Here is a 17,681-nt window from a genome sequence, read left to right on the forward strand (position 1 = left end):
CCTTACAAGCGTTCGGTCTCGCCGCTGCGCGGCTGCCACTTCATCAGGCGCTTCTCGACCACGCCCACCATGGTGTCCAGCACCAGCGCCGCCGCGGTCAGCACCACGATGCCGGCAAACACGGTGTTGATGTCGAAGGTGCCCTCAGCCTGCAGGATCAGGTAGCCGACGCCGCGCGCCGAGCCCAGGTACTCACCCACCACCGCGCCCACGAAGGCCAGGCCGACGGAGGTGTGCAGCGAGGAAAACACCCAGCTGGTCGCGCTTGGCAGGTAGACATGGCGCAGCAGCTGCTTGTGGTTCGCGCCCAGCATGCGCACATTGGCCAACACCACGGGGCTGACTTCCTTGACGCCCTGGTAGACGTTGAAGAACACGATGAAGAACACCAGCGTCACCGCCAGCGCTACCTTGGACCAGATGCCCAGGCCGAACCAGACGGCAAAGATCGGTGCCAGGATCACGCGCGGCATCGAGTTCATCGCCTTGATATAGGGATCCAGGATGGCTGAGGTGAGCGGGCTGAGCGCCAGCCACAGGCCAACGCCAAGGCCGGCGGCCGTGCCGATGCCAAAGGCCAGCAGCGTCTCGATCAGGGTCACGCCGAGGTGGACGTAGATGTCGCGCTCGACGACAAACCAGTTCCAGATGCGCTGGGCCACCATGAGCGGCTCACCGAAGAAGAAAGCAACCTGCTGCGAGCGCGTGGCGGCATGCCAGGCGCCGATGATCACAACGAGGACGAGCAACTGCCAGAATCGCAGCATGCCCTTGGAGTCGGGACGGAAAGCCATGGGAATCGAAACTCGAATTGAAATCAGACCGGATTGAATGGGAAGGCAACGCGCCGGGCCATCTCAGGCGACCTTGCGCTGCTGTGCGTAGCCCTTGAGGACTTCCTCGCGCAGCACGTCCCAGATGGCCGCGTGCAGCTCGACGAAGCGCGGATGGTTGCGGATCTCGGCCACGTCGCGCGGGCGCGGCAGGTCGATGGCGAACTCGCCGATCGGGTGCGTGCCGGGACCTGCCGACAGCACCACCACGCGATCGCTCATGGCGATGGCCTCGTCAAGGTCGTGGGTGATGAACAGCACCGCCTTGCGCTTGGCCGCCCACAGCTCCAGCACCTCGTTTTCCATCAGCTGGCGGGTCTGGATGTCGAGCGCGGAGAACGGCTCGTCCATCAGGATGATGTCCGGATCGAGCACCAGGGTCTGGGCCAGGCTCACGCGCTTGCGCATGCCGCCGGAGAGCTGGTGCGGATAGCGGTCGCCGAAGCCGCCCAGGCCAACGCGGCGCAGCCAGGTTTCGCCCTCCTGCTCCGCTTGGGCGCGCGCCATGCCGCGGAACTCAAGCCCGGCGATGACGTTGTCCAGCGCGCTGCGCCACGGCATCAGCGCCTCGGCCTGGAACATGTAGCCGGCACGGGTGTTGATGCCGCGCAGCGGCTCGCCGAACACCCGTACCTCGCCGATCGAAGGCTGCAGCAAGCCGGCCCCCACATTGAGCAAGGTGGACTTGCCGCAGCCGGTCGGCCCCACCACGGAGACGAACTCGCCGGGCTGGATGTCCAGGGTAGTCTCCTTGACGGCGGTATAGCGCTGGCTGCGAACGTCGCGGGAGACGAAGGTGCAGGTGACGTTGTCGAGGGAAAGTGCGGGAGTGCTCATGGCAGGCTCTTGGCGGGTTCGGTGCTGAATGACGCAACGGGTGCGATGGATTCAGGCACCGCGACACCGCGCGATAGTAATGACGTGGAAAGCAGGTTCAGGACGGCGCGCCGGATGCCATGGGTGGCATCGGTGCGCGCCAATGCAAAGGCCCGCTGCACGCAGCGGGCCGCCGGCACCCTGGGCGCAGGCGATGCCTTACTTGTACTTGGCGTTCGCCTTCTGCACGAAGGTGTTGGTGAAGGTATTCTCCAGCTTGATGGTCTTGCCCTTCAGGTCCGGGTCGAACTGTTGCAGCGTGTTGAGCGCGGTCTTGGGGCCGTCAGCCGGCATGCTGCCGTCCGGCGAGATGGCTTCCTTGACCTTTTCCCAGGCGGACAGGTACAGCGCGCGGTCGCCCAGCAGGTAGCTTTCCGGCACGGTCTTGACGATGTCCGACGGGCCAGCCTTTTGCAGCCACTTGAGCGCGCGCACCATGGCGTTGGTGAGCGCCTGCGTGGTGTTCGGGTTCTGCTGGATAAAGGCGGTGGACGCGTACAGGCAACCCGACGGCATATTGCCGCCAAAGACAGCCTGGGTGTCCTTCAGCGTGCGGGTGTCCGAGGCGATGCGCACTTCATTCTTCTGGGTCAGCATCGACACCACCGGATCGAGGTTGGCCATCGCGTCGATCTGGCCGGAGCGCATGGCCGCCACCGCGCCGGCGCTGGCGCCGACACCGATGAAGGACACGTCCGATGCCTTCAGGCCGGCTTTTGCCAGCACGAAGTTGGCCATCATGTTGGTGGAGGAGCCCGGCGCGGTCACGCCGATCTTCTTGCCCTTCAGGTCGGCCACCGACTTGAAGTTGGGCATGGTCTTGTTGGAGACCACCAGCACGATCTGCGGGGCGCGGCCCTGCAGCACGAATTCCTGGTACTGCTGGCCCTTGGATTGCAGGTTGATGGTGTGCTCGTAGGCGCCGGAGACCACGTCGGCACTGCCGCCCACCACGGCCTGCAGTGCCTTGGCGCCGCCGGCGAAGTCGACGATCTCGACGTCGAGGCCTTCATCCTTGAAGTAGCCGAGGCGCTCGGCAATGGTCAGCGGCAGGTAGTAGAACAGGTTCTTGCCGCCCACGGCGATGGTGATCTTGGTCTTCTCGGGCTTGCCCTGTGCCTGGGCGTAGCCGCCAAAGGTGAACCAGCCCGCCAGGAACAGCGCCAGCGCGAGCAGCGCCTGCTTCCAGAATTTCTTGTTATACATTTCTCTCTCCTACCTGATTACCCGTCGACTGCCGCTCTCGCGCTGATGCATGCCATCGTGTGCCACGTCTTTTCGTGGTGCCGCGTAGCGGCAAGTTGCGATGCTAGCCGATGCCGCGCCAGGCCGCATCGGGATCAACACCTATGCTGCACCGGCATGCACCGGTGAGCGAGCATCGAAGATACAGGTTGCGCCTTTCGGCCGGCTTACTGCCGGCACCGGGGGCACGCATCATTCCGCGTGGATATCGGCCGCCTTGATGACCTTGGCCCAGCGCGCCAGCTCGTTGCGCTGATAGGCGGCGAGCTGCGCCGGGCCCATGAACTTCGCCTCGGCGCCGAGCTCCTCCGCCTTCTTGCGGAAGGCCTCTGTCTGCATGATGCGGTCGATCTCGCCGGCGAGCTTGTCGATGATCGGCTTGGGCGTGCCGGCCGGCGCGTACATGGCGAACCAGGACGACACATCCAGATCGGGGTAGCCCGCTTCCGGCGCGGAGGGCACGTCCTTCAGGCTGGGCAGGCGCTGCTTGCTGGTGACCACCAGCGGGCGCAGCTTGCCGCCCGCGATATGCCCCATCAGCGGCGGCGGCGTGGTGATGGTGAGATCCACCGAGCCACCCAGCAGGTCGGTCATGGCCGGGCCGGTGCCTTTGTATGGGACATGGGTGATCTGGATGCCGGCCATCTGGTTCAGCAACTCAGTGGAGACGTGCTGCAGCGAGCCGTTGCCCGACGACGCGTAGTTGAGCTTGTTGGGGTTGGCCTTAGCATAGGCCACCAGTTCCTTGAGCGTCTTCACCGGCAGGCTCGGCCGCACCACTAGCACCTGCGGCGCCGACAGGATGTTGGCGACCGGCGCGAAGTCCTTCACCGGGTCCCACGCGTTCTTCATCAGCAGCGGCGAGATGACCTGGTAGCCCGAGTACTGCACCATCAGCGTGTAGCCGTCCGGCTTGGCGCGCGCCACCGTCTGCGCGGCGATGCCGCCCGAGCCGCCCGGACGGTTGTCCACCACCACCGGCTGGCCGAGGGCCTTGGACAGGGGCTCGGAGATCATGCGCGCGGCCAGGTCAGTCGTGCCGCCGGCTGCGGCGGACACCACCAGCGTGACCGGGCGCGTTGGGTAGGCGCCGTCCTGCGCCCAGGCGGCCGTGCCGGCCAGGCCGGCGGCGGCCAGCGCCACGACGGCGAGCGTCTTGCGGCGCGCAGGCGAGACGGACGTGGAAGATTGGGGACGTGCGGCGGCAGATGCCGGATTGCGAGGCATGGAGTGTCTCCTGCTTGGTGCTTGTTGATCTTGGTTTTTTGTTCAGCGCCCGCCGGCCCTCGCCGTGCGGTGCGCACCCGTCCTTCGGGATTCTTGCCGCGCAGCGGGCGTCAGCCCTGCCCGGCGAAATGCTCGGCCAGCCAGGCCGGCGGCTGATGCGTGCGCAAGCGCGTGCCGGCACGCAGCAACTGGCTGGCGGTGTCGCGCTGGACCAGCGCCGGCAAACCGGCCACCACATCGAGCAGGCGCGCCAGGTCCACCCCGGTGTCCACGCCCATGGCGTCGAACATATGCACCAGTTCCTCGGTGCTGACGTTACCGCTTGCGCCGGGCGCAAAGGGGCAACCGCCCAGGCCGCCGGCGGCGGCATCGAAACGGGTCACGCCCGTTTGCCATGCGGCCAGCGCGTTGGCCAGGCCCATGCCGCGGGTGTTGTGCAGGTGAATGGTGAGGCCCGCCTGCGGCAGGCTTTGCCCGAAGCGCGCGCACAGCGCGGCCACCTGCGTGGGATACGCCATGCCGGTGGTGTCGCACAACGTGATGCCCGCCGCGCCAGCATGGGCGAAGGACTCGGCCAGCGCCATCACGGCATCGGCGTCGACCTCGCCCTCGAAGGGGCAGCCGAACACGGTGGACAGCGACACATTGACCGGCACGCCGGCCGCGTTGGCCGCCTCGATCATCGCCAGCAGCTGGGCCTGCGACTGGGCGCGCGTCATGCGCAGGTTGGCGCGGTTGTGCGTCTCGCTGGCCGACATCACCAGGTTGAGCTCATCGGGCCGGCACGACAGCGCGCGCTCCAGGCCGCGCAGGTTCGGCACCAGCGCGGTGTAGCGCACGCCCGCGCCGCGCTGCATGCGGTGCATCACCGCTTCGGCATCGGCCAATGCGGGGATGGCCTTGGCCGAGGTAAAGGACGTGGCTTCGATGCGGGCAAAGCCGCAGGCGGACAAGGCGTCCAGGAAGGCCACCTTGGCGTCGGTCGGGACCACGGCCGGCTCGATCTGCAAGCCGTCGCGTGGCGCGACTTCGTTGATCTCGATGCGGGCCGGGCCGCGCGGCATGGATGGCGCGCTCATGCCACCACCCCGCGTGCGCGCATGTCGGCAATGGTGGCGGCGTCGAAGCCGGCCGCCTCCAGCACGCTGTCGGTATGCTCGCCCAGCGTGGGCGCGCGGTCATGGATGGCGCCCGGGCTGCCCGAGAGCTTGGGCATGATGCCAGGCACTTCGACCGTCAGGCCGCTGGCTGCGGTCACGCTTTCGATCACGCCGCGCGCACGGTAGTGCGGGTCCTCCGAGATGTCCTTGACCGTGTAGATGCGCCCGGACGGCACTTCGGCCTGCTTGAGCACCGCCAGCGCATCTTCCACGCTTTGCGTGCGCGTCCACGCGGTGATGGCCGCATCGATCTCGTCGACGCGCTTGACGCGGCCGTCGTTGCGCGCGAGCGCCGGATCGTCACCCAGGTCGGCGCGGCCGATGGCATGCATCAGGCGCTTGAAGATGGCGTCGCCGTTGGCGGCCACCAGCACGTACTCGCCGCTGGCGCAGGGATAAGCGTTGGATGGCGCGATGCCGGGCAAGGCGCCGCCAGCCGGCTGGCGCACGGCGCCAAAGGCCGAGTATTCGGGCAGCAGGCTTTCGCTCAGGTTGAACAGCGACTCGTACAGCGCCACGTCGATCACCTGCCCTTCGCCGCCGCGCGCATCGCGCTCGTACAACGCCAGCAGCACGCCGAGCGCTCCATGCAGGCCGGCAATGGTGTCGCCCAGCGACAGGCCGGCGCGCACCGGGGCACGGCCCGGCTCGCCGGTCAGGTAGCGCAGGCCGCCCATGGCCTCGGCCACCGCGGCAAAGCCCGGCTCGTCCTTCTTCGGACCGGTCTGGCCGTAGCCGGACACGCGCACCATGATCAGGCCGGGGTTTTCCGCGCGCAGCGCTTCATAGCCCAGGCCCCATTTCTCCATGGTGCCGGGACGGAAGTTCTCGATCAGCACGTCGGCCTCGGCGGCCAGCTTGCGCACCACGGCCTGCCCTTGCGGATTGCGCAGGTCGATGCAGATAGACTGCTTGTTGCGCGATTGCGCTTCCCACCAGACGGAGGTGTCCTCGTAAAGCATGCGCCATTTGCGCAGCGGGTCGCCCTGTCCGGGCGGCTCCACCTTGACCACGTGGGCGCCAAAATCGGCGAGGGTCTTGGCGGCGAAGGGGCCGGCAATCAGTTGCCCGAGTTCGAGTACCCGAATGCCTTCGAGGATCTGTCGCGCCATGGTGGGGGTGTCTCCGTGCGGTGTGGATTACAGCGTGCGTGTGCCAAAAGGATGCGCCGCGGCCAGTGCGGCCAGTGCGGCTGGCAGCACGCCTTGTTTCGACGCAGTGTGCCCCAGCCGGGCGGCTGGCGGAATCGGCATTCGGAGAAGCGGGCCTTCTCGGAACGCGAAAGCCCCGGACCAGCCACGAGAACCGCGCGAATCAGCGCCGGGGCTTCAGAAGGGCCGGGGCGTCAGAAGGGCGCGCGATCACCGCAAAGGTGGGTGATGAGCAGCCGCGCCGACACCGTCAGGCCGGCGGGATCGCGCATGCCGATCAGCAGCGTGCGGCGCGCCCAGGCATCCTGCAGCCCCACCAGCGACAGACCCATCGACTGCACATGGGGCTCGGCCGCGATGCGCGGCAACACGCCCACGCCCAGCCCCGCCATCACCATGCGGCACATGGCGTCGAAGCTGCGCACCTGGATGCGCAGGCGGAAAGGCCGGTCGAGCCGGCTGCTTTCCTCCAGCAGGCGGGCCGCCAGCGAGGTGACCTGCGGCAGGCTGACGAAGTCGTATTCCAGCGTGTCCGCATAGCGCACGGGCCCGCGCTCGGACAGCGGATGGCCCGGCGGCGTGACCAGCACCAGTTCGTCCTGCCGGTACTCCACCGTGACCAGGCCCGCGCTGGGCGTGCGGTCGGCAAAGATGCCCACATCCGCGCGGTTCTCCACCAGCGCGGCCACGATCTCGCTGCTGTTCTGCTCCTCGAGCTCGATGCGGATGGTGGGATGCAGCGCCATGAAGGTCGCCAGGTCGTCGGGCAGGAACTGCGTGATGGCCGAGGTGTTGGCGCACACGCGCACCTGGCCGCGCACGCCGCTGGCGTAGTCCGACATCACGCCGGCCATGCGTTCCACGTCCTGCAGGATGGTCAGCGCATGGTGAAAGCACGCCTGCCCGGCCTCGGTCAGCTGCACCCCGGCCGCGTGGCGGAAGAACAGCGGCGCGCCAACGGCGGCCTCCAGGTCGGAAATACGCTTGCTGGCCGCCGCCACCGCCAGGTGCGACTGGCGCGCGCCGGCGGAAATGCTGCCCTGGCGGGCCACGGCCACGAACAAGCCAAGCGTGACAAGGTCGAAACGGGCGAGATTCATGCGATCGTGACCCGGCGCACGGACCCATGCATGGCGATACGATCGGGCACGGCTACACCGCGCGCCGGTCCATCACCGCGCGGGCAATGGTGCCGGCATCGACGTATTCGAGCTCGCCGCCCACCGGCACGCCGCGCGCCAGGCGCGACACCTTGAGGCCGCGCGCCTTGAGCATCTCGCCGACGTAGTGCGCCGTGGCCTCGCCTTCGCTGGTGAAATTGGTGGCGACGATCACCTCCGTCACCGGCCCGCCCATGGCGGGATCGGTGGCGCGCGCCAGCAGCCGGTCCAGGTGGATCTCGCGCGGGCCGATGCCGTCGAGGGGCGAGAGCCGGCCCATCAGCACGAAATACTGGCCGCGATAGGTCAGCGTCTGCTCGATCATGATCTGGTCGGACGGCGTCTCCACCACGCACAGCAGCGAGGCGTCGCGCCGCTCATCCAGGCAGGTCGAGCAGATCTCCTGCTCGGTGAAGGTATTGCAGCGCGAGCAATGCTTGATGCCATCGGCCGCGCCGCGCAAGGCGTCGCCCAGCTTGCGGGCGCCTTCGCGGTCGTGCTGCAGCAGGTGGTAAGCCATGCGCTGGGCCGACTTCGGCCCCACGCCGGGCAAGACCCGCAGCGCCTCGATCAGCGCCTGCAGCGAGGTCGGGGGAGCACCCTTCATGCCGGCTCCCCGGGCGCAGCCATGCTCACCACCGGCACGTGATGCAGCACGGTGGGAAACGGCTCGTAGAAATGATGCAGCAAGGCTTTCCACTGCTGGTACTCGGGCGAGCCGCGAAAACCCTCGGTGTGGGCTTCCAGCGTGCGCCAGCGCACCGTCAGCAGGTACGCCGACGGCTGCTCGATGCCGCGATGCAGCTCAAGCCCAAGGAAGCCCGGCATGCCCGCGATGATATGGCGCGCCTGCCCGAAGGCCGCTTCAAAGGCGGCTTCCTGGCCGGGGCGCACCGGCAGCACTGCGGATTCGAGAATCATGCGGGCTCCGTGTCAGGCTCAGAACGGCAGCTTGAAGCCTGGGGGCAACGGCAGGCCGGAGGTCATCGAGCCCATCTTTTCCTGCGAGGTAGCCTCGGCCTTGCGCACGGCGTCGTTGAACGCGGCGGCAACCAGGTCTTCCAGCAGTTCCTTGTCTTCGCCTTCGGCGAGCAGGCTGGGGTCGATGGAGACGCGCTTGACGTCGTTCTTGCAGGTCATCACCACCTTGACCAGGCCGGCGCCGGACTGGCCCTCGACCTCGATCAGGGCAAGCTGCTCCTGCATCTTCTTCATGTTTTCCTGCATCTGCTGGGCTTGCTTCATCAGCCCGGCCAGTTGGCCCTTCATCATGGAGTGCTCCTGATTAGCGATTGGATAGAAGTTACGGGCCGCCGCGCGTCATGGGCGCCGGCGGCCCGGCAAAAATAAGAGGTCAGGCAGCGCGCGGCTGGATCGATCCCTCAAGGATCGTGCCGCCAAACTCGCGCAGCAAGCCCTGCACGAAGGGATCCCCTTCGATGGTGGCCTCGGCTTCGCGCTGGCGCTCGGCGCGGGCCTGGGCATCGGCCGCGGCGGCGGTATCGGCCACCGCGCCTATCTCGCACTGCACCCGCACTTCGGTGCCGAGATGCTCGGCCAGCGTCTGCTGCAGGCGCTCGACAACGCCTGCCTCGGTAATGGGCGCCACCGGCGCGCGCAGGTGGAAGGTACGGCCAACGACCTGGACGAGCTCGCTCTGGTAGGCCAGCTGCTGCGCGAGGCCCTTGAGCGGCAGGCTGGCAGCCAGTGCCGGCCAGGCACCGGTGAACACCGGCGGCGTGCCATCTTCGCCGGCCACCGGCGGCTTCGGCGGCGTGAGCCGTACCGGGGCCACCGGCTCGGCCGGGGCGGCTTGCACGGCAGCGGGAGCCGGCGGCGCAACTCGCGGTGCGGGTTCGCGCCGGGGCGCGGCCTGGCGCGAGGGCATCGTCTCGGGATCGCTGTCGTACGGCCCGATCACGGGCAGATCGGGCGGGAGGTCTTCCCAGGGCGGCACGTCGCTGCTGCCTGCGTGTTCCCAAGGCGGAACGTCATCGCCCGGGCCGCTATCGCGGGCATCGCGGGCATCGCGGGCATCGCGGGCATCGCGGGCATCGCGCGCATCCGTGGCGGCCTGCCGCGGGGGCACAGGCTCCCGGCGCACCGAGGCCGGCGCCGCGGCGGCAGGCATCGGGGCAGCCGGCCTCGACACCGCTGCAGGCGGACCCGGCGGGCGCAAGGGCTGGGCCGAGGGCTGGCGCGCAGCCGGCGCCGCCGCAGCAGGGGCGGCAGCGGGCGGCGGCGTGCGCGGGCTGCCGCCCGCACGCGCGGCAGAGGCCAGGCGCGCCGCGGCCAGCGCAGCACGCGCCGGCGACATCAGCGCACCGGCTGCGGGAGCGGGAGCGGCTGCCGGCGCGGCAGCAGCCGGAGCCGGGCTCGGCATCCTCACGGGCGCCGCAGGCCGCAAAGCCGGCGCCGGTTCTTGTGCCTGGACTGGTGCGGGATCGGTAGGCGCAACTGGCGCGGCCGGACGCATGGCAGGCGCAGCAGGCGCCACGGCGGCGCTAGCCGCGGCCGCATCGGCCGCAACCCGGCCCGCCGGCGTGGCGGCACCGCGCGCGCGCGGCGCCGGTTGGCCACCCCCCTGCGCCACCGTGGGCGTGGGGCTGGCCGACGGGCGGAACGCCAGCATGCGCAAAAGCGTCATGGTGAAGCCCGCGTATTCGTCGGGCGCCAGCGCCAGCTCGCTGCGGCCAAGGTTGGCGATCTGGTAGAACAGCTGCACTTCCTGCGCATCGAAGGCGGCGGCGAAGCGGCGCACTTCCGCGGCTTCCGGCCATTCTTCCTGGACCGAGGCAGGCACCGCCTGCGCCAGCGCGATCTTGTGCAGCAGCGAGGCCAGGTCCTGCAAGGCGCCGGCAAACGACAGGCTGCGATCGGCCATGCCGTCCGCCACCGCCAGCATGGCGCCACCGTCTTCGGCGGCCAGCGCATCCAGCAGTTGCACCAGGTAGCTTTGATCGATCGCGCCCAACATGCCGCGCACGGCGGCCTCGGACACCTGGCCGGCGCTATAGGCGATGGCCTGGTCGGTCAGCGACAGCGCGTCGCGCATCGAGCCGTGGGCGGCCTGGGCCAGCAGGCGCAGCGCGTTGGGCTCGCGCACGATGCCCTCCTCGCCCAGCACGTGGTCGAGGTGGCTGACGATATGGCCCGGCGGCATCTGCTTGAGGTTGAACTGCAGGCAGCGCGACAGCACCGTGACCGGGATCTTCTGCGGGTCGGTGGTCGCCAGGATGAACTTGACGTGCGCGGGCGGCTCTTCCAGCGTCTTCAGCATGGCGTTGAAGGCGTGGTTGGTCAGCATGTGCACTTCGTCGATCATGTAGACCTTGAAGCGCCCCGCCGTGGGTGCGTACACCGCCTTGTCCAGCAGGGACGCCATTTCGTCGACGCCACGGTTGGAGGCTGCGTCCATCTCGATATAGTCGACGAAGCGCCCGCTATCGATCTCGGTGCAGGCCTTGCACACCCCGCAAGGCTGCGCGGTGATATCGCCCGTGCCGTCCGGCCCGATGCAGTTCAGCGCCTTGGCGAGGATCCGGGACAGCGTGGTCTTGCCGACGCCCCGCGTGCCGGTGAACAGGTAGGCATGGTGCAGCCGCTGTTGTTCCAGCGCGTGCGTGAGCGCGCGGACCACGTGCTCCTGGCCGACCAGCGTGGTGAAATCCCGGGGGCGCCATTTGCGCGCTAGCACTTGATAACTCATGGCGGCGATTGTAGCAAAAGGCGGCCGTCCTTCAGGCGGGATTCACATGCGTCCCGGGTGCGTTGCCCTACGCCCCAAGCCCCTAGCCACATTCCCCGACATAACCGCAGTTGGCGCACTTGGCGCAGCCATCTACCTTGTGCAGGGCATGGGCGCCGCACTCCGGGCAAGGCTTGCCCGAGCCCAGCCCCAGCCCGGCGGCCGGCAAGCCGCCGGAGCGTGCGGCCTGGGCCGCGCCCCCGCCATCGACGCCGCCCCCGCCGGGCCCTTCCAGCCCGGCCAGACGGGCCGCAAGCGCCGCCACCGGCACCTGGGCGCCTTCCGCGTCGAGGAACCCTCGCTTGATCAGGATGCGTTGCAGGGCGTAGCCGATCGCCGCCACCTCGGAATCATGGAAGCGCGGCACCTCGGTGCCGTCCTGGCGCGCCAGCGTGCCATAGCGCACCGTGCCCTTGTCCCATACAACATTGCGCATATCGGCCAATGCCTTGGCGATCGAGCCGCCGGAACGCGCCACCATCGACAGCAGCCGCATGGTAGAGGTGATCCACTGCTGGCCGTCGTTGCGCTGCCCGGCCGGCATGAAGAACTCCACCGGGCGCTCCACGGCCACGGGCTTGCCGTCGAGCAGACCGGCCACGCGCATGAAGTTGACCGTCAGGTAGACCGTCTTGTGCCCCTCATAGGTCATGTACTCGACCTTGGAAGTCACCCCTTCGAGGTCGCCCACCGGACGGCTCCCGAATGGCTTGCGCAGCGGATCGTCCGTCACAGCGGGCGCGGCAAGTGCATCAGGGGCGCCCGCCGGGGGCGGCGTCACCGACAGCACTGCGCCCAGCACGCTGTTGGGGCGGTACGTGGCGAGCCCCTTGAGCCCCGCGCGCCAGGCTTCCAGGTAAAGGTTGCGGAAGGCCTCGTACGGGTAGTCCTCCGGCACGTTCACCGTCTTGCTGATGCTGGTGTCGATATAGGGCTGGACCGCCTCGAGCATCTTCATATGATCCAGCGCCGACATCTGCAGCGCCGTGACAAAGCTGTCGGGCAACTGCGCCATATCGCCGCCGAGGTGGCGATAAAGGCGCCAGGCATGATCCGCCACCTCGAACACCTTGTAGTTGTCGTCCGCCATGCGTTTCTTGCGGTTGTAGGTCCACGAGAAGGCGGGTTCGATGCCGTTGGAGGCGTTGTCGGCAAACGCCAGCGTGATGGTGCCGGTCGGGGCGATCGACAGCAGGTGCGAGTTGCGGATGCCGTCGCGGCCGATGGCTTCGCGCACCGCCGGCGGCAGGCGCCGCGCGAAGCCGCTGGCCAGGTACGCCTCGGCGTTGAAGAGGGGGAAGGCGCCCTTCTCCCGTGCCAGCCCGGCCGATGCCAGGTAGGCGGTATCGCGCAGGGTCTGCGCGATGCGCGCGGCCAGCGCGCGCCCCGCCTCGCTGTCGTAGCGGATGCCCAGCATCACCAGCGCGCTGCCCAGCCCGAGGAAGCCCAGGCCGATGCGCCGCTTGGCGTGTGCCTCGGCCTGCTGCTCCGGCAACGGCCAGTAGGTGACGTCGAGCACGTTGTCGAGCATGCGCACCGCCAGCCGCACCACCTCGGCGAAGGCCTCGAAATCAAAGCGGCTGTCCGTGCCGAAGGGCTGGCGCACGAAGCGGGTCAGGTCGATCGAGCCGAGGTCGCAGCAGCCATAGGCCGGCAGCGGCTGCTCCGCGCAGGGATTGGTGGCCTCGATGCGCTCGCAGTAATAGAGATTGTTGTCGTCGTTGATGTGCGACAGGAACAGGATGCCGGGCTCCGCATGGTCGTAGGTGGCCTGCATCACCTGGTCCCACAACTGGCGCGCCGGCACGCGGCGATGGACCCACTGCCCGTCGTCGCGCCGGTAGGCGCCATCGGCGATGGTTTGCGCCGCGGGCTCGGCCTCGTGCACCAGTTCGACCTCGCCATCGGCCTCGACCGCGCGCATGAAGTCGTCGCCCACGCCGATCGAGAGATTGAAGTTGGTCAGGTCGCCCTGGTCCTTGGCGTGGATGAAGGTCTCGATATCCGGGTGGTCGCAGCGCAGCACCCCCATCTGCGCCCCACGGCGCGAACCGGCGGACTCCACCGTGGCGCAGGACGCATCGAACACCCTCATGAACGACACCGGCCCCGAGGCGCGCGAGTGCGTGCCCCGCACCAGCGCGCCGGCTGGGCGGATCGCGGAGAAGTCATAGCCCACGCCGCCGCCGCGCCGCATGGTCTCCGCAGCCTGCGCCACCGCGGTGTAGATGCTCGGCTTGCCGTCACGCGCTTCGGACACGGAGTCGCCCACCGGCTGCACGAAGCAGTTGATCAGCGTGGCCTCGATGCGTGTTCCCGCCGCCGAGTTGATGCGCCCGGCCGGCACGAAGCCCTGCTCCTGCGCCCACAGGAAACGCTCGGCCCATTGCTCACGCTGCGCCTCGGGCTCCGCCTCGGCCAGCGCGCGCGCCACCCGCTGGCGCACATCGGCGGCAGTCGCTTCCTCACCCTTGGCGTACTTCTCCAGCAGGACCTCCGTGGAGATGTCCTGGGGCGGCAGCGTGGCGCGGAGCATCTGGTCTTTGGCATTCATCGTGGATCTCGCAGGTGTCTGGGTTGCATGACTCAATCAATTTACGCAATCAATTTCGCGGAAATCCGCCGGACCCGCCCGCTCTGGGTTACAATGCCGACCGGACGGGCCTCCTCGCATGGTGGCGCGGTCAACCTGGTCAGGTCGGGAACGAAGCAGCCACAGCCGTTTTCCGCCAGTGCCGAGGGTCGGGCTCGTCCCCCTAACATCTTCCCTAGCTGGTTTCCACAGCTATCCCGCAGCACCCCCCCTTCGCATCATCGCGCTTTCTTCAAGTCAGTGCATCAAGCCGTTGATGGCACGTTGATGGCATATTGACGGCACCGACCATCCGCCCGCCACAACGTTCGGCAAGGCATCGCAGAATCGGTATCCACGCAACGCCCTCCCGTTCTCCTTGATCCAGCCCCCGCCTAGAACAGCGTGCCCTGGCGCGACGTGTGCAGCGCATCCGCCGCAATCCACTCTCCGTCGGCCGTGGCCACGCCGGCCTCGACCCGCCGCCCAGGGAACATGGGCCTGACGGCCGCCACGTAGCCCGCGAGCTGCTGCGCGTAGGCCGCGTGCTCCTGCGGCAGCAGGCGCAGCTTGTAATCGATGATCACCACCCGATCGGCAAACTCCACCAGGCGGTCGATCCGCAGCAGGCGGCCGCGCGCATCGTAAAGCTCGACCTCGTTGCGCGCGCTGAGCGCGGCTTGCGGGAACAGCAACGGCCGCAATGCCGGCGCGTCCAGCATCAACCGGGCGCCTTCGACCGCGGCATGCGCCTGGTCCCGCCACAGCGTGCGCGCCTGCGCCGTGCCGGCGCCCGCCAGCGGGAACCAGCGCATCACCACCTCGGGCGTGGGCATCCCCTCGAACGCCTCCGGATAGCGCGTCACACGTTCCAGCAGCGCGTGCAACAACTCGCCATGGCGCGCCGCGTCGGCATCGAACACGATCGTGTGGTCGCCATCCTCGCCCCGGGCAGCGCCCTGCTCCGCTTCCTCGTCTTCCCACGCCAGCACCGGCGCCAGGCTCTCGGCCGCTTCGCGGTAACGCTGGCGAAAATCGGTAAAGCGCACGCGCGCGTCATTGCTGGCGGCGGCATCCGCCACATCCTGCGCGGTGGCCGCGGGGAACGGCTCGACTTCCACGCCGACCCCGGCCGCCAGCAGCCGCGCATACCAGCTGCCGGCGATCTCGCGGTTGCCCTCGGCGCTGTCGGCGCCGCGCGATGCGCGCCCCTTGACGCCGCTCACCAGCAAGCCCTGGCGCGCGCGCGTCATCGCCACATAGAGCAGGTTCCAGTTCTCGCGCTCGGCCAAGGCGGCCTCGGCCTCGAACAACGGCGCGCGAGCCAGCCCGCGCGTGCTGCGCTTGCCGTAGGCGGAGAAATGCACCGGCACCGCGGACGAAGGCGGCCAGTCGATCAGGATGCCGCCCCGGTCCGCGGCGGCATCGCTGTGGTTCGCGTCCAGCAGCACGACGAACGGGGCCTCCAGCCCCTTGGCCGCGTGCACGGTGAGGATGTGGACCGCGTCCTGCGCATTGTCGGCGGCGTCGGTGTCGCCTTCCGCGTCTTGCGCACTGTCGGCCATGCCGCCTTCGTCCGGGCTTTCGCCTTCTTCGCCACGCCGGATTTCCTGCAACTCGTCGATGAACTTCGGCAGGCTCGGATAGCGCCCGCCGTCGAGATCGAGCGAGAGTTTCAGGAAGGCATCCAGGTTGGCCAGCACCTGGTCGCGGATTTCGGCGGGCGCGGCCTCGGCATAGCGCCGGCGCACTTCGCCGCCATGGTAGATGTGGTCGATCAGGTCATGCACCGGGCGATGCGGCGCCACTTCCAGCCAGTGGCGCAGACGCGCCACGCCATCGCGCAGTGCCGGGCTGCCGAACTCCGGCAGCCCCTGCTCCCGCAGGCAGGCCCACCAGCCGGGCCGCGGCTCGCGCGCCTGGGTCATCTGCGCGATGGCGATCAGGTCCTCGTCGGTCGCGCCCACCAGCGGGCTCTTGAGCACATGGGCCAGGTCCAGGTCAGACTCCGGCGTCATCAGGAACGCCAGCAGCGCCGACAGGTCGAGCGCTTCCAGCGTGGCCAGCAAACCGCCGCGGCGCGGGCTCAGGCAGGGAATGCCGGCCTCGCGGAAGGCGCGTTCGTATTCCGCCAGATGGGTCTTGCGGCGCACCAGCAAGTGCACATCGCTCCAGCGCGCGGGCCGCGGGCCCCCGCTGTCGGCAACGGGCACCGTGGCGCGGATGTGCTTTAACCAGGCGGCCACGCGCCGGCCTTCTTCAAGCCTTAGCGAATCGCCCTCGTGCTGGCGCGGCTGCGTCAGCGTATCGCGGTGCGTGGCGGCGTCCTGCGCGGCCTCGGCTTGCTCAGCCTCCCCTTGCGGGGCCTGCGTTCCGGCCGGCTCCGCCTCGGGCTCGACCAGCGGCAGCAGCCACACCGGGCCGCCCGGCTCGTCCAGCGCGGTCGTCTGCGTCTCGAACAGCGGATAGCGCCCGTCCGCGCGCGCGGTGTCGAACACCGCGTTGACCCAGTCGAGCACTTCCGGGCGGTTGCGGCGGGTACGATTGGTCCGCAGCACGGTGGCGCCGAAGCCCGCCAGCAGCATCTCGCTGGCGGTCTGGAACAGGCGCGCATCGGCGCGGCGGAAGCGATAAATCGATTGCTTCGGGTCACCCACGAGGAACACTGTGGGCCGCTCGCCCAGGCCCGCGTAACCAGCCAGCCAGCCCTGCAGGATGCGCCATTGCAGCGGGTTGGTGTCCTGGAACTCGTCGAGCAACAGGTGGCGGTAGCGCGCATCGAGCCGGACCTGCAGGTAGGTCGCGGTCTCTTCGTCGCGCATCAGCCGCGCGGCCAGCCATTCGAGGTCGGCAAAGTCCATCGCACGCTGCTCGGACTTGTGATGCTGGTAGCGCGTCAGCAGCGCGTCGCCCAGTTCGTACAGCGCCAGGTTGACGGCCAGCACCGCGGCCTCGCAGCGGCGCTGCGCGACTTGCTCCAACGCGGCGCACATCTCGCCGTGCTCCGCGAGGAACGCATCGACCATGGCCTCGCCGCCGAGCGCCTTGGTCAGCGCCGTGGTGGCGCGCAAGGAGCGCGGCTTGCCGGCGGCGGTGAAAAACGCGTCGCGCAAGATCGCGAAAGTGCGCTCGGCGGGCTCGCCCCCTTCGGCGCCCGCCTCGCGCCAGGCGCGGATCGCCAGGATCGCATCGGCCAGGCGCGTGGCGTGGGCCTGCTCGGTCTTGCCGCCCCGGCCCAGTTGCGACGCCATGCCCTGGCAGGCGTCGAGCCAGCTGTCATCGGCCAGCACTTCCAGCAACACGTCGATCTGGGCATCCTCGCCCAGGTCCGCGGCGAGCGCCTCGGCGGGATCGGCGCTTTCGCGCAAGGCAAACCATTCGCTGCGCGCATGGAACATGGCGTCCAGCAAGGCCCGCGCCTGGAATTCGCCGATGGCGTCCACCAGCCGCTCGAAGGCCACGCGCAGGTTGGCATATGGCGGCGTGGCCAGGGCCTGCCAGAACGGCGCCCATGCCTCGCGCTTCATGCGCAGCGCGTCTTCGCGCAGCGTGGCGCCCGGCACGATGCCCGACGCCAGCGGCGCGCCGCGCAGCAGCGTGCCGAACCAGCCGTGGAAGGTGTCGATGGCCATGCGCCCGGGCGCGGCCAGCACCTGCGCGTGCAGGCCGCGCGCGCGCGGCAGCGCGGCGCGCGCGGCATCAGGCGAGA

13 protein-coding genes and 1 other RNA gene are annotated in these 17,681 nt (G+C 69.0%); 1 reads left to right on the plus strand and 13 read right to left on the minus strand.

Going from position 1 to position 17,681, the window contains the following annotated elements:
- Positions 1-2: 2 nt before the first annotated feature.
- The 12 genes from ACYP5B_RS36040 to ACYP5B_RS36095 all read right to left on the minus strand — a co-directional run bounded on the left by ACYP5B_RS36040 (position 3) and on the right by ACYP5B_RS36095 (position 13,954).
- Positions 3-794 (minus strand): ABC transporter permease, encoded by a 792-nt coding sequence (locus tag ACYP5B_RS36040; protein ID WP_459572823.1) that lies wholly within the window; start codon positions 792-794, stop codon positions 3-5.
- Between the two features lie 63 nt (positions 795-857).
- The gene (locus ACYP5B_RS36045; RefSeq protein WP_459572824.1) at positions 858-1,670 is read right to left on the minus strand and encodes an ABC transporter ATP-binding protein; all 813 of its coding nucleotides are present in this window, start codon (positions 1,668-1,670) and stop codon (positions 858-860) included.
- Positions 1,671-1,868: 198 nt separating this feature from the next.
- Complete coding sequence (locus ACYP5B_RS36050; protein WP_267603641.1) at positions 1,869-2,915, minus strand: ABC transporter substrate-binding protein; 1,047 nt, start codon at positions 2,913-2,915, stop codon at positions 1,869-1,871.
- 231 nt (positions 2,916-3,146) lie between these two features.
- Positions 3,147-4,181, minus strand: a complete 1,035-nt coding sequence (locus ACYP5B_RS36055; RefSeq protein ID WP_459572827.1) for a Bug family tripartite tricarboxylate transporter substrate binding protein — start codon at positions 4,179-4,181, stop codon at positions 3,147-3,149.
- Positions 4,182-4,291: 110 nt separating this feature from the next.
- The gene (locus tag ACYP5B_RS36060) at positions 4,292-5,260 is read right to left on the minus strand and encodes a hydroxymethylglutaryl-CoA lyase (RefSeq protein WP_267603644.1); all 969 of its coding nucleotides are present in this window, start codon (positions 5,258-5,260) and stop codon (positions 4,292-4,294) included.
- Positions 5,257-6,453 (minus strand): CaiB/BaiF CoA transferase family protein, encoded by a 1,197-nt coding sequence (locus ACYP5B_RS36065; RefSeq protein ID WP_459572829.1) that lies wholly within the window; start codon positions 6,451-6,453, stop codon positions 5,257-5,259. Before ACYP5B_RS36065 ends, ACYP5B_RS36060 begins: the two co-directional genes overlap by 4 nt.
- Before the next feature lie 233 nt (positions 6,454-6,686).
- The gene (locus tag ACYP5B_RS36070) at positions 6,687-7,592 is read right to left on the minus strand and encodes a LysR family transcriptional regulator (RefSeq protein ID WP_043347514.1); all 906 of its coding nucleotides are present in this window, start codon (positions 7,590-7,592) and stop codon (positions 6,687-6,689) included.
- A 52-nt stretch (positions 7,593-7,644) separates the two neighbouring features.
- A complete protein-coding gene (recR, locus tag ACYP5B_RS36075) occupies positions 7,645-8,259 on the minus strand; it encodes a recombination mediator RecR (protein ID WP_150993105.1) in 615 nt (204 codons plus the stop codon).
- The gene (locus tag ACYP5B_RS36080; protein ID WP_267603649.1) at positions 8,256-8,573 is read right to left on the minus strand and encodes an antibiotic biosynthesis monooxygenase family protein; all 318 of its coding nucleotides are present in this window, start codon (positions 8,571-8,573) and stop codon (positions 8,256-8,258) included. Before ACYP5B_RS36080 ends, recR begins: the two co-directional genes overlap by 4 nt.
- Positions 8,574-8,591: 18 nt before the next feature.
- Positions 8,592-8,924: a YbaB/EbfC family nucleoid-associated protein gene (locus ACYP5B_RS36085; protein WP_006157727.1), complete on the minus strand. Its 333-nt coding sequence runs from the start codon at positions 8,922-8,924 to the stop codon at positions 8,592-8,594.
- An 82-nt stretch (positions 8,925-9,006) separates the two neighbouring features.
- The gene (locus tag ACYP5B_RS36090) at positions 9,007-11,361 is read right to left on the minus strand and encodes a DNA polymerase III subunit gamma/tau (RefSeq protein WP_459572830.1); all 2,355 of its coding nucleotides are present in this window, start codon (positions 11,359-11,361) and stop codon (positions 9,007-9,009) included.
- A gap of 82 nt (positions 11,362-11,443) precedes the next feature.
- Positions 11,444-13,954 carry an adenosylcobalamin-dependent ribonucleoside-diphosphate reductase gene (locus ACYP5B_RS36095; protein WP_459572831.1) on the minus strand — a complete coding sequence of 837 codons (2,511 nt, stop codon included), beginning with the start codon at positions 13,952-13,954 and terminating at the stop codon, positions 11,444-11,446.
- 103 nt (positions 13,955-14,057) lie between these two features.
- Between ACYP5B_RS36095 and ffs the strand changes: the two genes are divergently transcribed.
- Positions 14,058-14,156: signal recognition particle sRNA small type (gene ffs / locus ACYP5B_RS36100), an RNA gene on the plus strand.
- A gap of 211 nt (positions 14,157-14,367) precedes the next feature.
- Here the strand turns inward: ffs and ACYP5B_RS36105 are convergent.
- Positions 14,368-17,681 (minus strand): UvrD-helicase domain-containing protein (locus ACYP5B_RS36105; RefSeq protein ID WP_459572832.1); only part of this gene is annotated, 3,314 nt, incomplete at its 5' end.

It is taken from the genome of Cupriavidus sp. 8B (assembly GCF_054589115.1).

What these genes read in the sequence shown, in the direction of transcription:
- ACYP5B_RS36085 (WP_006157727.1), bottom strand. Translation starts at nt 8,924, where the DNA reads ATGATGAAGGGCCAACTGGCCGGGCTGATGAAGCAAGCCCAGCAGATG.
- recR (WP_150993105.1), bottom strand. Translation starts at nt 8,259, where the DNA reads ATGAAGGGTGCTCCCCCGACCTCGCTGCAGGCGCTGATCGAGGCGCTG.
- ACYP5B_RS36090 (WP_459572830.1), bottom strand. Translation starts at nt 11,361, where the DNA reads ATGAGTTATCAAGTGCTAGCGCGCAAATGGCGCCCCCGGGATTTCACC.
- ACYP5B_RS36095 (WP_459572831.1), bottom strand. Translation starts at nt 13,954, where the DNA reads ATGAATGCCAAAGACCAGATGCTCCGCGCCACGCTGCCGCCCCAGGAC.
- ACYP5B_RS36080 (WP_267603649.1), bottom strand. Translation starts at nt 8,573, where the DNA reads ATGATTCTCGAATCCGCAGTGCTGCCGGTGCGCCCCGGCCAGGAAGCC.
- ACYP5B_RS36065 (WP_459572829.1), bottom strand. Translation starts at nt 6,453, where the DNA reads ATGGCGCGACAGATCCTCGAAGGCATTCGGGTACTCGAACTCGGGCAA.
- ACYP5B_RS36070 (WP_043347514.1), bottom strand. Translation starts at nt 7,592, where the DNA reads ATGAATCTCGCCCGTTTCGACCTTGTCACGCTTGGCTTGTTCGTGGCC.
- ACYP5B_RS36060 (WP_267603644.1), bottom strand. Translation starts at nt 5,260, where the DNA reads ATGAGCGCGCCATCCATGCCGCGCGGCCCGGCCCGCATCGAGATCAAC.
- ACYP5B_RS36055 (WP_459572827.1), bottom strand. Translation starts at nt 4,181, where the DNA reads ATGCCTCGCAATCCGGCATCTGCCGCCGCACGTCCCCAATCTTCCACG.
- ACYP5B_RS36040 (WP_459572823.1), bottom strand. Translation starts at nt 794, where the DNA reads ATGGCTTTCCGTCCCGACTCCAAGGGCATGCTGCGATTCTGGCAGTTG.
- ACYP5B_RS36045 (WP_459572824.1), bottom strand. Translation starts at nt 1,670, where the DNA reads ATGAGCACTCCCGCACTTTCCCTCGACAACGTCACCTGCACCTTCGTC.
- ACYP5B_RS36050 (WP_267603641.1), bottom strand. Translation starts at nt 2,915, where the DNA reads ATGTATAACAAGAAATTCTGGAAGCAGGCGCTGCTCGCGCTGGCGCTG.